At 71.8% G+C, this 13674-nt stretch carries 8 protein-coding genes; 3 read left to right on the top strand and 5 right to left on the bottom strand.

Annotation, left to right across the window (positions count from 1 at the left end; translation table 11 throughout):
* Positions 1–34: 34 nt before the first annotated feature.
* The gene (locus tag SMA5143A_RS24220; protein ID WP_375136538.1) at positions 35–1075 is read left to right on the top strand and encodes a substrate-binding domain-containing protein; all 1041 of its coding nucleotides are present in this window, start codon (positions 35–37) and stop codon (positions 1073–1075) included.
* Between the two features lie 40 nt (positions 1076–1115).
* Positions 1116–2126: an ABC transporter permease gene (locus tag SMA5143A_RS24215; RefSeq protein WP_107464960.1), complete on the top strand. Its 1011-nt coding sequence runs from the start codon at positions 1116–1118 to the stop codon at positions 2124–2126.
* A 141-nt stretch (positions 2127–2267) separates the two neighbouring features.
* Here the strand turns inward: SMA5143A_RS24215 and SMA5143A_RS24210 are convergent, their stop codons facing one another.
* Both SMA5143A_RS24210 and SMA5143A_RS44595 read right to left on the bottom strand, forming a co-directional pair.
* The gene (locus SMA5143A_RS24210) at positions 2268–3269 is read right to left on the bottom strand and encodes a 3-dehydroquinate synthase family protein (RefSeq protein WP_258193724.1); all 1002 of its coding nucleotides are present in this window, start codon (positions 3267–3269) and stop codon (positions 2268–2270) included.
* A 149-nt stretch (positions 3270–3418) separates the two neighbouring features.
* On the bottom strand, positions 3419–6118 hold the full coding sequence (locus SMA5143A_RS44595) for an AAA family ATPase (protein ID WP_181361992.1): 2700 nt from the start codon (positions 6116–6118) through the stop codon (positions 3419–3421).
* A 318-nt stretch (positions 6119–6436) separates the two neighbouring features.
* Here SMA5143A_RS44595 and SMA5143A_RS24200 point away from each other — a divergent pair, with 318 nt between their 5' ends.
* Positions 6437–7195 carry a thioesterase II family protein gene (locus tag SMA5143A_RS24200; protein ID WP_107464957.1) on the top strand — a complete coding sequence of 253 codons (759 nt, stop codon included), beginning with the start codon at positions 6437–6439 and terminating at the stop codon, positions 7193–7195.
* Positions 7196–7266: 71 nt separating this feature from the next.
* Here the strand turns inward: SMA5143A_RS24200 and SMA5143A_RS24195 are convergent, their stop codons facing one another.
* The 3 genes from SMA5143A_RS24195 to SMA5143A_RS24185 form a co-directional block, all read right to left on the bottom strand.
* Complete coding sequence (locus SMA5143A_RS24195; RefSeq protein WP_258193706.1) at positions 7267–9903, bottom strand: helix-turn-helix transcriptional regulator; 2637 nt, start codon at positions 9901–9903, stop codon at positions 7267–7269.
* Positions 9904–9986: 83 nt separating this feature from the next.
* The gene (locus tag SMA5143A_RS24190; protein WP_181361990.1) at positions 9987–10814 is read right to left on the bottom strand and encodes an arylamine N-acetyltransferase family protein; all 828 of its coding nucleotides are present in this window, start codon (positions 10812–10814) and stop codon (positions 9987–9989) included.
* Positions 10815–10816: 2 nt separating this feature from the next.
* Positions 10817–13674: type I polyketide synthase (locus SMA5143A_RS24185; protein WP_146193946.1), on the bottom strand; the 2858-nt coding region annotated here is incomplete at its 5' end.

Genomic DNA, 13674 nt, shown 5'->3' with positions numbered 1-13674 from the left:
TGGGGCGTTGGACCGGCCAGAGGAGGGCGTGACCATGACACACGACCGTTCGAGCCGCGAGCGCGCATGTCAGTGGCGGTGCCGACGGGGAGCGGCGCTCCTCATGGCGGGCGGTCTCCTTCTCGGGGCCGCCGGATGCGGCGGGGGGCAGAGCGACAGCGGTGGCGCGGGGTCAGGGAAGGTCAAGATCGGCCTGGTGACCAAGACCGAGACCAATCCCTACTTCGTAACTCTGCGCGAGGCCGCCGCGGCGGCGGCGACGGAGAACGACGCCGAGCTCATCGCCCTGGCCGGCCGGTTCGACGGGGACAACGAGGGCCAGGTCGCCGCGATGGAGAGTCTCATCTCCAGCGGTGTGAAGGGCATCCTCATCACCCCCTCGAACGGCACGGGGCTCCTGAGCACCATCGCGGAGGCCCGTCGGCAGGGCATTGTGGTGATCGCGCTGGACTCCACCACCGAGCCGCCGAGCGCGACCGACGCCACCTACGCGACGGACAACGTCGAGGCGGGACGCCTCCAGGGCGCCTACCTCAGGGCCGCTCTCGCCGGTCGGCCGCCCAAGGTGATCATGCTCGACGGCACTGACGACTCCACCGTCAGCGAGCAGCGTCACGAGGGGTTCCTCAAGGGCTTCGGCATCGCGAGCGACTCCCCGGCGATTCGCGGACAGGCGAACACCAATGGAGAACGCAATCCGGCACAGGCTGCGACGGAGAACCTTCTGGAGCGCACGAGCGACATCAACACGGTCTACACGATCAACGAGCCGGTGGCGGGCGGCGCCTCCGCGGCCATGGCGGCCCGCGGCCTCACCCAGAAGGTGACCATCGGCTCCATCGACGGTGGGTGCGACGGCGTCCGCGACGTCCGGTCCGGTAAGTACGCGGCCACGGTCATGCAGTTCCCGGTCAGGATGGCCACGCGAGGCGTCGACGCGGTCATCGAGTACGCCAAGAGCGGCAAGAAGCCGCACGGACTCTCTGACACGGGCACCGTGCTCATCACCGACAAGCCGGTGGACGGACTGGCGTCTCAGAATACGGACTGGGGACTGAAGCGTTGCTGGGGATGACGTACCGACGTCGAGCGGTCGAAGGGGATCAGGCTGACCGATGAGAACATCTGTCACCGGCCACGCCGTCGGCAGTGAACGGCACGCCCGGCTCCGGGAGAGACTCCGGTACGCCCTGCGCACGCCGGCCATCGGCCCTCTCACTGCTCTGGTCATTGCCGTGGTGGTCTTCTCGATCATCACGGATACGTTCCTGACGTCGCAGAACCTCTCGCTGGTGCTCCAGCAGTCCATCGTGATCGGCACTCTGGCACTGGGCCAGTCCCTGATCATCCTCACCGCCGGCATCGACCTCTCGAACGGCGCCATCGCGGTCCTCGGCACGATCGTCATGGCCAAACTCGCCTTCGAAGGTGGCAACCCCGGGGGGGCTCTGCTTCTCGGCCTGGCCGTGGCGACGTTCCTGGGACTGGTGAACGGCCTGCTCGTCGCCCGGCTGGGCTTGCCCCCCTTCATCGTGACCCTGGGCGCCCTGACCGTCGTTTTCGCGGTGAGCAGGCTCTACTCCGATTCGCGCAGCTATCAGGTGACCTCTGATCTGCTCCTGTTCTGGGGGTACGGCATCCAGCTCGGAGCGATGCGCCTCACCTGGGGGACGTTCCTGCTCGTGGGCCTCTACGGGCTGTTTTGGTACGTATTCGCCAACACCGCCTGGGGCCGGCACGTCTACGCCGTCGGCGACGCACCCGAGTCCGCCCGCCTGACCGGCATCAACGTGTGGAGCACGGTCCTCTCGGTCTACGTCACCGCCGGATTCCTCTACGGCATCGCCGCCTGGCAGGCCCTCGGCCGGATCGCCAACGCCGACCCGAACGCCTACCAGACGGCCAACCTGGAGAGCATCACCGCCGTCGTGCTCGGCGGCACCAGCTTGTTCGGCGGCCGGGGCAGCATCATCGGCACGCTGATCGGGGCCCTCATCGTCATTGTGCTCCGCTCCGGCCTCACTCAGGCGGGCATCGACAGTCTCTACCAGGATGTCGCGACCGGGACCCTCGTCGTCGTCGCGGTCGGCGTCGACCAGGTCCTGCGGCGAAGCGGTTCACGCTGATGCCGGGGTCCAGGCCGTGCCTGTCGTGGCTCCCCTGTCCTTCTTCGGACGCGGTCTCCACACAAGGCCGTCACCACGCGACTGGTGAGGCCCCGCCGAGGTGAGCCGAGCATCCCCGAGGAAGCCGGGCCGGCGCACGGCTCAGTCGCGGTCCATGCCGGCCAGGCAGTCCTTCACCGCCTCCTCCGGCACGTCGGGCACGAGTTCGGCGCCGTCCGGGCCGTCGAGGACGAAGGCGAGCCGGCCGGGCGCGGTGCCCGCGGCCTTCTTGTCGAGCCGCATCAGGGCGATGAGGCGGTCGATGTCCGCCGAGCCCGGAAGTCGCCAGGGCAGCCCGTAGTGCCGTACGACCGCGAGGTGTTCGTCCGTCCGGGCCTGGTCGATGCGGCCGAGGGCGCCCGCGAGCCGCCCCACGAAGGCCGTGCCGATGGCGACGGCCTCGCCGTGGCGGAGGTCGAAGCCGGTCTCCGTCTCCAGCGCGTGGGCCAGGGTGTGGCCGTAGTTGAGCAGGTGGCGCGGTCCGGTGTCGCGTTCGTCGGCCGAGACGATCTCGGCCTTGCGCCGCACGCTCGCCGTGATCTGTTCGACGGTGGTACGGCCGCGCAGGTCGCCGGCGCCGATGAAGTGGCAGCGGGCGATCTCGCCGTAGCCGTTGCGCCATTCGCGCTCGGGCAGGGTGGCGAGGTGGTCGGTGTCGCAGAGCACCGCCTTGGGCTGCCAGTACGTACCGACCAGGTTCTTGCCCTCGGGCAGGTTGACGGCGGTCTTGCCGCCGGTGCTGGCGTCCACCTGGGCGAGCAGGGAGGTCGGCAGGTGGATCACGGGGACGCCCCGGTGGTAGAGCGCGGCGGCCAGACCGACGGTGTCGGTGGTGGTGCCGCCGCCGCACGAGACGACGACGTCGCCTCGGGTCAGGCCGGCGTCGGCGAACCGGCGGCACAGTTCGCCGACCGTGGCCAGCGTCTTGTGCGGTTCCCCGTCCCGCGTCTCGATCAGCCGGTACGGGACGCCGGGGTCGGGGACGAGGTCGGCGGGGCGCGCCGAGACGATCACGGCCCTGCCCGCGCCCAGTTCGGCCACTGTTTCGGCGAGCCGGTGGCGGACGCCGGCGCCGATGTGCACGTCGTAGGAGCGCTCGCCCAGCTCGACGCGGACGCGGCCGGGTCCGCCGCCCTGGTCGCTCCTGCTGTGCTCGCTGCTCTTGCCGCGTTCACTGCTGTTGTCTCTCGTGTCGCTCTGCACGGGTGCTCCTGGGGCCGGGGGGTGCGGTGACGAGGGTGGCTCGGTGGTGGTCAGCCGACCAGGCGGGTGTCCGGATGGCGGGCGTGGAGTTCGGCGGGCAGGTCCTCCCGGCGCCTGACATCGAGTTTGCGGAAGACACGGGTCAGGTGCTGTTCGACGGTACTGGGGGTGACGTGAAGCATGGCGGCGATCTCCCGGTTGGTGTACCCGACGACCGCCAGCCCGGCGACCCTGCGCTCGGCCATGGTCAGTGAGGTGGCCGCGGACCGCTCCAGCTGTGCGGGGTTGCCCTCGGGCAGCAGTTGCTCGCAGAGCCGCTCGGCGCCGCAGGACTTGGCGACGTGCCAGGCACGGCGGACGACGCGCTGGGCGCTGCGGCGTTCGCCCGCCGTGGTGTGCGCGTCGGCCAGTTCGGTGAGCACGAGGGCGAGTTCGTACCGGCCGCCGTGCCGGCTCAGGATGTCGGCGGCCTCGCCGAGCAGTTTCGTACGGCGGCCCGCCGGGCCGAGCGCGGCGGCCACGCGCAGCGCGAGGCCGCGGTGCGGGGAGTCACCGCCGCCGAGCCGTGCGAGGTGTTCGTCGAGCAGCCACTTGGCCTGGTCGCGGTTGCCGAGCCGTAGCCAGGCCTCCGCGGCGCTGGTGCACCAGGGAACGATCTGGGCGCCGCCCAGTCCCCAGGCCCGGATGCGCTCGCCGCACAGCAGAAAGTCGGCGAGCGCGGCCCGGTGGCGGCCCGCGGCGGACGCGTACTCGCCGCGGGCGTGCAGATAGTGAAGTCCGTAGCGGGTCTGGAGCAGCGCGTCGGGCACGGGCCGGTTGACGTGGCGTGCGGCGAGTTCGAGCCTGCCGATGCGGACGGCGGCGGTGATCGCGGTGCCCAGCGGCAGGCCGATGACGACACCCCAGCTCTCCGGGGTGATGAGGGACAGCGCCTCCTCGGCCTGTTCGGCGGCCTGGACCAGGTGGCCCAGGCGCAGACAGGCCTCCGCGCGGGCGGCGGTGAGGGCCGCCTGCCAGGCGGGGGTGTTTGCGCAGCGCGGGTCGGCGAGGAGCTTGTCGCACCAGTCCAGCGCCTGCTGGGCCTGCCCGCCGTAGAGTTGCGCCAGCAGGGCCAGCAGGCAGGCCTCGCCGCCCCAGGGTGAGTCGCCGGACCAGCGGAAGTCGCCGATGATGCCGTGGATGCGGGGCAGGGAGTCCCGGCCGAGTCCGCTGATGAGGTGCCCGGCGACCTCGGCGGCGGCCGAGAGGGAGGGTTCGGTGGTGAAGCGCCTGGTGTCGGCCGTCACCCGGGGCTGGGTGGGGTGGACGAGGCCCGGGTGGGTGCAGGCCAGCCAGGTCGACAGGTCGCGGAACTCCTCTTTCTCGGCGACGATCTGGCGGCTTTTCAGATGGGTGAGAACGCGGGCCAGTTCGTCGGCCCGGCCGTGCCAGGCGAGGCGGCGTACGACGTCGGTCCACTCGCGGGTGCCGAGCCGGTCGGCGAGCACGGCGGCGACCGACGGTGCGAGGTGCCCGGCCGCGGCGAACGGGTTGACCTGCCACTGGGCGTCGGCCAGTTCGGCCCGGACGGTCGCGCGCAGGGTGGGTTCTCGGCAGGATCCCTCGGCCATCGTCAGGTGGTCGACGGCCTCGCGTGCCCTGCCTTCGGCGAGGAGTTGGCGGGCGGCCTCGCGCAGCACGTCGCATTCCCAGCTCTCCTGGGCCTCCCCGGCGCGGGCGAGCCGGTCCGCGACGACAGTGGCGGGCGCGCCGTCCTGGTGGAGCAGTTCGGCGGCCCGGCGGTGCAGGTCGCCCGCCTGGTCGACCGGCAGGTCGTCGATGATCGCGCGGGCGGCGGTGGGGTGCCGGAAGCGGGTGCCGTCGAGAAGTCCGGCCGTGGTCAGTGTGTCGAGGGTGCCGGTGATGGTGCCGGTGCCCAGACCGGTGAGGCGGGCGATGTGCTGGGGACGGGCGCTGTCCCCGAGGACGGCGAGGGCGCGGGCGACGGCGAGGACTTCGGGTTCCCCGCGGCGTACACACCGCAGCAGCTCGCGGGCGTAGGCCTGATGGGGAGCGCTCCCAGCCCGTGCGTCGTGGATCAGCGCGTGCAGCAGCCGCAGGTTGCCGCCGCTGAGATCGCCGAAGTCGGCGGCGAACCGGTCGGCGGCGTGCTCGCCCAGTTCAGCGGCCAGCAGCCGGTGTACGCCCTCGCGGGTGAGCGGCCTGACGGGGATGCGGTGGAAGGCCGGCTGCCGGTACAGCTCGGCGCACAGCACCGGTTGGGTGCCGTGGGTCTCGGCGTGGTCGGTGACCAGCAGCAGGATGGGAAGCGCCTTCATCCTGCGGGCGAGATGGGAGAGGCAGCGCAACGAGGGCTCGTCGCCGGCAGAGAGGTCGTCGACGGCTATCACCATCGGGTGGCCGTCACCGACGAGGCGGCGGAACGCGTGGTGGATCTCGTTGTGGCTCTCGGGGGTGTCCGGCAGCCCCGACAGGGCGGCCAGCAGGGCGTTCATGTCCGCGGGCACTCCGGGGCTGTCGAACAGCTGGGTCAGTACACCGAAGGGGAGGGTCTTCTCGACGGGTGTCGCTTCGGCGCGCAGCACGAGCGCGCCGGACTGCTCGGCGTACCGGACGAGGTCGAGCAGGAGCCCGGTCCGGCCGCTGCCCGGGGGACCGTCGAGCAGGACGTGCTGTCCCTGCCCTCTCGCGCACTCCTCGAAGAAGGTACGGAGCCGCAAGACGCTTCCGTCCCGCTCGACCAGTTTCATGTGCCACCTGCCCAGACATTCACAAAACGAGCTCACCGACGCTCGGCGGCAACGGGGACCGCACTGTCTCCGCCGCTTTCCACCGAGTGGGTACATCCGCCAGGTTCGCATTACTCAAGCCCTTGCACCCCCCTTAATAGACCCCTATGTGCCGGTGATTCACGCCGCCCTCCGCAACACCGCCCTATATCGCTGGCGGTTTCGGACGCCGTCCCTTGAACACCCCCCTAACCACCCGAGAATTCGGTCCGATCCGCTGGCGGCGGACGGTGGTCTTGGTGAAGGCTGACGCGGTTGCACCCGGGAGTGAGGGCGGTCATGTCGGCAGGATCACCATGGATTCGCAGGTTTCATCCGGCTGAGGGGGCGGCGGCGCGTGTCGTCTGCCTGCCGCATGCCGGAGGCTCGGCCAGTTTCTACTTTCCGTTGTCACGGGCGCTCGCGCCGTCGTCGGAGGTCCTGGCCGTCCAGTATCCGGGGCGGCAGGACCGGCGTGCCGAGCCGTGTGTGGACGAACTGGGCAAGCTCGCGGACCTCGTGGTGGACGAGTTGGTGCCGTGGCTCGACCGGCCGCTGGTGCTGTTCGGGCACAGCATGGGGGCGACGGTCGCGTTCGAGGTGGCGACACGACTGCGGCGACGGGGTGTCGTACCGCTGGAGCTGTTCGCGTCGGGCCGCCGGGCGCCCTCCACGCACCGCGAGGAGTCGACGTACCTGCTGGACGACGACGCCCTGATCGCCGAGGTGTTCCGGCTGGCCGGCGACGACATGGAGATACCGGACGAGGAGCTGGTCCGGATGACGCTCCCCGCGATACGCAGCGACTACAAGGCCGCCGAGACCTACCGGCACCATCCGGGCGAGCCGTTGTCCTGCCCGATCACCGTGCTGACCGGCGACCGGGATCCCAAGGTGACGGCCGAGGAGGCCGCCGCGTGGCGGACGCACACGACGGCGCGGTGCGATGTGCGGACGTATCGCGGCGGGCACTTCTTCCTGGCGCCGCACCTCAGGGAGATCGCGGCGCTCGTCGAGCGGGCGGCTCGCGGAGGTCAGGACGCATCGACGGGCTCGTGACCGCGAGGGGGTGCCGTTCGGACCAGCTCGGCTCGGGACGCGAGGTGGTCCGAACGGCACCCGCTACCGCCTCACCTCGGCCCGGCGCCATTGTCCGCCGCAAGCCACGGGGGCAGTTCACGGCGCCCGCTGACGTCTAACTTGCGGTAGACGCGGGTCAGGTGTTGCTCGACCGTGCTCGCCGTGATGTGCAGGCGTTCGGAGATCTCCCGGTTGGTGGAGCCGACCGCGGCGAGGGCGGCCACCCGGCGTTCCTGTTCGGTCAGCGCCGCGGCCCGGCCCGGGGACGGCTCCGGTGGTGCGCCCTCGGGGATCATCAGGCGGCACAGCCACAGCGCGCCCGCCTCCCTCGCGAACAGCCAGGCCCTGCGGGCGGTGTCCCGTGCCGCGCGCTGGTTGCCGAGCCGCTCGTGCACCTCGCTGAGGTTGGCCAGGGCGGCGGCCAGCTCGTACTTGTCCCCGTAGTCCTCCAGGGTCTCCACTGCCTGGGCGAGCAGATGGACGCCGCGCTCGGGGCGGGTGGCACGGCCGAGCAGCCGAAGGGCGGCGCCTCGGTCCCTTCCGCTCAGCGTGTGGCGGTCGAGCAGGGGCCGCAGCAGCAGCCGGGCCTCCTTCCTGTCGCCCTGCTGCAACCACGCGGCAGCGGCGCCGAGTTGCCAGGGCACGCGTCCGGTGAGGCCGGGGCCCAGGCGCGTGGGCAGCGCCTCACAGGCGCGGAAGTCGGCCAGTGCGGCGTGTCCCCGGCCGGTCGCGAGGCGGTGCTCGCCGCGCGCGTACAGGTAGCAGAGCCCGTAGCGGCTCTGCAGCATCGCGTCCGGTACCCCGGTTTTCATGTACGCGTCGGCGTCGCCGATCCTGCCGAGCCGGATGGCCGCGCGGACGGCGCACCCCAGGGGCTGGCCGATCGTGGCGCCCCATCCCTGGGGCGGAACGAGGTCGAGCGCGCGGCGCGCGTCGTCATGCGCGGTGGTGAGGTCGCCCCGGAGCAGGGCCACTTCGCCGCGCAGCGCGGTGAACACGGCACGCCAGGTGAGGCCGGTGCCGTCGAGCGCCGTGTCGCCGAGCAGTTTGTCGCACCATGCCTGGGCGGTGTCCAGGCGGTCGGCCTGGATGAGCACCACGACCGCCGTCTGCGCGACCACACCGCTCCACACCGAGTCCGCGTCGAGGCAGCCGGTCTGGAGGGCGAGTTCGGCAGCGGAGGCCGCCTGCCGGTCGGGGCCGGTCGCCAGGATGCGGACCAGGTCGGCGGCGAGCGCCAAGCACGGATCGCCGGTCTCCTCGCCGTCCGACCGCGGCGTCGGTGGTGGTGGTGCTTCGATGGATACGGCGTGCTCCGGGTACACGGCCCCCAGCCAGTCGGCGAGGTCCCGGTGCTGCGGGTGCGTGCCGGGCAGCGCCGCGAGCACCGCCACCGCGTCGTCCACCTGCCCGTACCAGGCCAGCCGCCAGACAAGGTCGCTCACTTCCGTGTTCCCGAGGTGCCCCGCGAAGAAGTCGGCCTGCTGGGCGGCGAGATGACGGGCGGCGGAGGCGGGTGAGTGGCACCATTCGAGCCGGGCGGCGGTGGCACGGAGGGCGGCGCGTTCCCGCGCGTCGGTGGTGCCGCCGAGCGCCAGGTCGAGGTAGCGCAGGGCCTGGGACAGATGCCCTTCCCGGACCGCGTCCCGCGCCGCGGCTCGGAGGTTGGCCACGGCCCAGGGGGCGTCCGACCAGGCGGCGCTGAGGAGATGTTTCGCGATGCACCGGGCCGGCGCCCCACCTTCGAACATGCACTCGGCCATCCGTACGTGCAGGGCCGCCGCCTCGGAGGCCGGCAGACTCTCGTCCTGTGGTGCGGCGACGCGGTCGCCGTGCGTGGCGGCCTCGCGGCCACCGCCGGGTATCGACACGGTGTCGCCCTCCGCCTCGCCCCGGCCGAGCAGGAGGGACTGCAGGACCAGCGGGTTGCCGCCGCTGCGGAGGAAGAGTTCCGCCGTGTGCGGGTACGCGGTGGTGTCGCCGAGGTGGCGGGCGGCGAGCCTGGCCACCCCGTCCAGGGACAGTGGGTGCAGGGTGATGTGTCCGAGACCGGGCGTGCGGTACAGCGGGAGGAGCCGCTGTACCGCGGGACCGCGGCCCGCGTCGTGGGTCACGATCCCGAGGACGCGGGCGGACCTCAGCCGGGACATGACGTGGACGATGTAGTCCAGGGACTCGGGATCGACGTAGTGGATGTCGTCGACCGAGATCACCAGGACCTCGTGCTCGGCCAGTGCGGTGATCTCCCTGGCGACACGGTGCGCGTCCGCCGCCGCCTCCTCCTCGGGCCACGCCTCCCGCCGGTCGCACAGCGGGGTGGGCAGCGGGGTGCCGACGCCGACCTGCCTCAGCACCCCGAAGGGCACCTCGGCGTCGTCCGGTAAGGCTGTCATGGCGACGGTGCGGACACCCGGCCCCGAGACCGCGTCGAGGTAGTCGTGGACCAGTCGGCTCTTGCCCGTACCACGGGCGCCCTGGATGACGGCAAGCCTGGAGTGGCCCGCCTCGGCGTCGGCCAGGAGCCGGTTGAGTTCGGCCACGGCGTCCGTGCGCTCGATGAGCGAGCCGAGGAGGCCGCTTCGCGCGACCCTGGCCTGAAGGACATTGCTGAGACCGGAACCGTGCGCCGACTCTTCCTTACACGCAGAAACACCTTTGAAGGCTGCTATCGCAGCTTTGTTCCACACCCACGAGCCTATGAGCCCGCGCCGTGCAGAAGCGCACACTGTCGCTGTGTCTTAATGCTTTCCTAACCCTTTTGACAAAGCGATCACCGAACATCCATTGTTTCTTGGTCCTTTCTTTTGCAAGAAAGGTCTTGCCCAGGGTTGGCGGGGGCCGTGATGGCAGCCACGACCCTCTCGTGCTCGTCGCGGTGCACCATGGCGTGCGCGATCCGCTCCCGCCCGTCCCGCACGGTCGAGCACAACTTGCCGGTCTGGGTGAGCTGTTCATCACCGACCAGGCGCCGCCTCCGGATGATCGGTTCGACCGCTCCCCGGGGTGCGTCCGGCCCGACCATGGCGTCGAACGCGCCCTCCCATTCGTCCACCGTGCGCGGCTTCGGCACGAACCGGTACGAGGTCCGCCAGTCCGCGTCACGGTTGCGGTACCGCAGCACGTGGTACTCGCCCTCGCGCACCAGCTGGTAGTCGGTGCCGTCCTGCGTCTGCACCTCGTCGCACACCCGCAGGGGCTCGACGAAGGACAGCCCGCCGAACCCGACGTCGGCCAGCCAGTCGTCACCGTCGAGCCGGACCCGGACGAGCATGTGCTCGATCGGCGGACCGAACACGTTGCCGGGGAACAGTGTGCTGGCCGCGATGAGGTCCGTCTCGAAGCCCAGCTCCGCGAGCAGCCGCCGGAACATGCCGTTGAGCTGGGTGCAGATTCCGCCGCGCCTGCCGCACACCACCGTCTCGAACGTCTCGTCGACGTCGAGGACGGCGATGTTGTCCAGGTCGAGCTCGGCGACATGGCCGTTGTCGTAGGGGATGGCCTCCAGATGCCCGCGGTGCAGCCGGGTGAGCGTCTCCAGGGTGGCCGTCGCCGGTCCCGCGTGACCCAGGGTCCGCAGGTACCGATCCACGTCGAACACGCCTATGCCTCCTGTGTGGTGAGTTCCAGCCGCAGCTGCTCGGCGAGCAGTTGCGGGGTCGGGTGGTCGAACACGAACGTCGACGACAGCCGTACGGCGGTGGCCTCGCTCAGCCGGTTCCTCAGTTCCACGGCGGTCAGCGAGTCGAAGCCCGCCTCGAAGAAGAACGCGTCGGCGGGGAAGCTCTCCGCGGCGGGCAGTCCGAGGACCTGGGCGGCGGTGCTCCTGATCAGCGCCTGCAGGATCTCTTCCTGCTCGTCGGCCGACAGCCCGGCCAGCCGGGCCGCGAGGGGTTCCTCGACCTCCGTCCCGGTGAGGGGCGCGGTCGCGGCCCGGCGGACGCGCCGGACGAGCCCGTGCAGCAGGTGCGGGAGCGTCCCGTCGGCCGCCTGCGCGCGCAGGGCCGTGTAGTCGAGCCGTACGGGCACGGCGAGGGTGTCACCCCCGCGCAGTGCCGCGTCGGCCAGCGCCGCGTCGAACAGGGCGAGGCCCTCGTCCGGGCCGAGCGGCGCGAGTCCGCCGCGTGACAGCCGCTTGCGGTCGGTCTCGGTGAGCCCGGACGTCATCCCGCCGGCCTGGTCCCACAGTCCCCACGCCAGGGTGAGCGCGGCCCGGCCCTCCGTGCGTCGACGGTGGGCGAGGGCGTTGAGGTAGGCGTTGGCTGCGGCGTAGTTGCCCTGCCCGGCGCCGCCCATGAGCCCGGACACGGACGAGAACAGCACGAACGCGGCCAGGTCCAGGTCCTTGGTGAGCTCGTGGAGGTGCCAGGCCGCGTCGACTTTCGGCCGCAGGACGGTCGACAGCCGCTCCGCGGTGAGAGCGGTGAGCACACCGTCGTCGAGCACACCCGCCGTGTGGACGACGGCCGTGAGCGGCGCGCTCTGCGCGATGGTGTCCAGCAGCGCGGCGAGCGCGGCGCGGTCGGTGACGTCGCAGGCCTCGACGCGGACGTATGCGCCCAGTGCGGTCAGCTCGGCCTCGAGTTCGGGGGCTCCGGGGGCGTTGGGCCCGCTGCGGCTGGTCAGGACGAGGTGGCGGACGCCGTGTTCGGTGACCAGCCGGCGGGCGACGAGTGCCCCGAGGGAGCCTGTGCCGCCGGTGACGAGGACAGTGCCGTCCGGATCGAGGGTCCTCGGTGTCGTGTCCCGCTCGCCGCCGGTGCGGCCGGCCCCGGCGTCCGTGGCACCCCGGACGAACCGGGGGACGTACGCGGTACCGCCGCGCAGGGCGAGTTGGGGTTCTCCGTTCGACAACGCGGCCGGCACCTGGTCGACCGACTCGTCGTCCACGTCGACCAGGACGACCCGGCCCGGGTGCTCCGACTGGGCAGCCCGCAGCAGGCCCCACACGGCCGCGGCGGCCAGGTCGTTGACGGGGTCGTGGGCGTCGACGGCGACGGCGCCCCGGGTGAGGGCGAGCAGCCGGGTGCCGTCGAGAGCGGGCTCCGCGAGCCACGTCTGCACGACGGACAGGACGTGCGAGGTGAGCGCGTGTACGGCTGCCGGGCCTTCCGTACCACCGTCGTTCTCCGCTGCCGCGCGGGCGACGTCGAGGACGATCAGCTCGGGTACGGGCGATCCGTCGGCCGACGCCGCCACGAGTTCGGCGATGTCGTGCGCGCCGCTGACACGTACGGTGGCCGGTTCCTCCTTCGTGGGGTGAGTGACGGCCTTGTGCCACTCGACGCGGTAGAGGGACTCGGCGCCCGGGGCGGGCGCGGCGAGCCGGTCGGTGGCCGCGGGTCGGGCGACGACGGACCGGATGCTGACCACGGGGGCGCCGGTGCAGTCCGCGAGCTGGGCCGTGGTGGCACCGCTGCCGGACCGGACCACACGGACGCGGATGTGCGGGGTGCCGGCCGCGTGCAGGGTGACTCCGTTCCACGCGAACGGCAGCACCGTCCGCCCCTCCCCTCCTTCGTGGTCGCCGTGGAGCATCGACGCGTGGAAGGCGGTGTCCAGCAGCGCGGGGTGGATGCCGTAGCGGGCGGCTTGCTCGTGGTGTTCCTCGGGCAGCGCGGCCTCCGCGAAGACCTCGTCACCGCGTGTCCACGCGGCCGTGAGCCCCCGGAACACGGGCCCGTAGTGGTACCCGGCCGCGGCGACCGCCTCGTACGCCGCGTCGAGGGAGAGGGGCCGGGCGTCCTTGGGCGGCCAGACGGCCAGGTCGAAGTCCGCGGGCTCCGCCGTGGTCGTGAGGGTGCCGCTCGCGTGGCGGGTCCAGGGAATTCCGGGGTCGTCCCCCTCGGACCGTGAGTGGACGGTCAGGCCCCCGTCCGCCTGTACGGCGACCTGGAGTTGGACCGCACCGTGCTCGGGGATGACGAGGGGCGCCTCGATGATGAGCTCGTCGACGCCGGCGTACCCGGTCTCCTGCGCGGCGTGCAGGCTGAGCTCGACGAAACCGGTGCCGGGCATGAGGACCGTACCCGCGATGGAGTGGTCGCACAGCCACGGCTGGGACTTCCTGGAGATCACCCCGGTGAACACGGCCCCGCCCGAGCCCGGCAGGTCGAGCTTGCTCTGCAGCAAGGGGTGTTCGGGCGCCGAGAGCCCTGCGGACGTCACGTCGAACGTCCGGGGTGCCGTGTCCAGCCAGTACGGCTGGTGCTGGAAGGCATAGGTGGGGAGGTCGACGTGCTTGCCGCCCGGCAGGAGCGCGGGCCAGTCGAGGCTGGAGCCGCGGGTGTGGAGAGTGGCGACACCGGTCAACAGGGCGCGCGCTTCGCGGTCGTCGGGGCGGAGGGTGGGCACGCAGGCGGTCGTGTCGAGGATGTCGTTGACTGCCGAGGTCAGGTGCGGGGTCGGGCCGAGTTCCAGGAACGTGGTCACGCCCTGGTCGGCGAGGGTACGGACCGCCT

This window comes from Streptomyces sp. MA5143a (assembly GCF_900290235.1).
Lineage (GTDB): Bacteria > Actinomycetota > Actinomycetes > Streptomycetales > Streptomycetaceae > Streptomyces.
Note: the sequence above shows the minus strand (reverse complement) of the source record. Positions and strands in the feature narration are given on the sequence as shown.

Coding starts and splice junctions, on each gene's coding strand:
- SMA5143A_RS24220 (WP_375136538.1), top strand. CDS start 35: ATGACACACGACCGTTCGAGCCGCGAGCGCGCATGTCAGTGGCGGTGC.
- SMA5143A_RS24215 (WP_107464960.1), top strand. CDS start 1,116: ATGAGAACATCTGTCACCGGCCACGCCGTCGGCAGTGAACGGCACGCC.
- SMA5143A_RS44595 (WP_181361992.1), bottom strand. CDS start 6,118: ATGAAACTGGTCGAGCGGGACGGAAGCGTCTTGCGGCTCCGTACCTTC.
- SMA5143A_RS24200 (WP_107464957.1), top strand. CDS start 6,437: ATGTCGGCAGGATCACCATGGATTCGCAGGTTTCATCCGGCTGAGGGG.